1 protein-coding gene is annotated in these 708 nt (G+C 68.6%); it reads left to right on the top strand.

The annotated features are described in order from the left end of the window. Positions 1 to 635: succinate--CoA ligase subunit alpha (locus tag ACIRS4_RS37790; protein ID WP_404204735.1), on the top strand; the 635-nt coding region annotated here is incomplete at its 5' end. Positions 636 to 708: the final 73 nt, after the last annotated feature.

Here is a 708-nt window from a genome sequence, read left to right as displayed (position 1 = left end):
CCATCGACGCGGAGATCCCGCTGCTCGTGGTCATCACCGAGGGCATCCCGGTGCAGGACACCGCGTACGCGTGGGCCTACAACGTGGAGAAGGGCGAGAAGACCCGCATCATCGGCCCGAACTGCCCCGGCATCATCACCCCGGGTGAGTCGCTGGTCGGCATCACCCCGGCCAACATCGCGGGCAAGGGCCCGATCGGTCTGGTCTCCAAGTCGGGCACCCTGACCTACCAGATGATGTACGAGCTGCGGGACTTCGGTTTCTCCACCGCCATCGGCATCGGCGGCGACCCGGTCATCGGCACCACCCACATCGACGCCATCGAGGCGTTCGAGAAGGACCCGGAGACCAAGCTCATCGTCATGATCGGCGAGATCGGCGGCGACGCCGAGGAGCGGGCCGCAGCCTACATCCAGGCCAACGTCACCAAGCCGGTCGTCGGCTACGTCGCGGGCTTCACCGCCCCCGAGGGCAAGACCATGGGCCACGCCGGCGCCATCGTCTCCGGCTCCGCCGGTACCGCCCAGGCCAAGAAGGACGCCCTCGAGGCCGCGGGCGTGAAGGTCGGCAAGACCCCGTCCGAGACCGCCGCCCTCGCGCGCGAGATCCTGGAGAAGGCTTCCATCAGCGCCTGATGGTTCGCTTCCGACGAAGGCCGCCGGGCGGGCTCGGCACGGCCGCGTCGGTATTTAAGGGGTGGTGGGGGAA

It is taken from the genome of Streptomyces sp. NPDC101166 (assembly GCF_044768125.1).
GTDB lineage: Bacteria > Actinomycetota > Actinomycetes > Streptomycetales > Streptomycetaceae > Streptomyces.
Note: the sequence above shows the minus strand (reverse complement) of the source record. Positions and strands in the feature narration are given on the sequence as shown.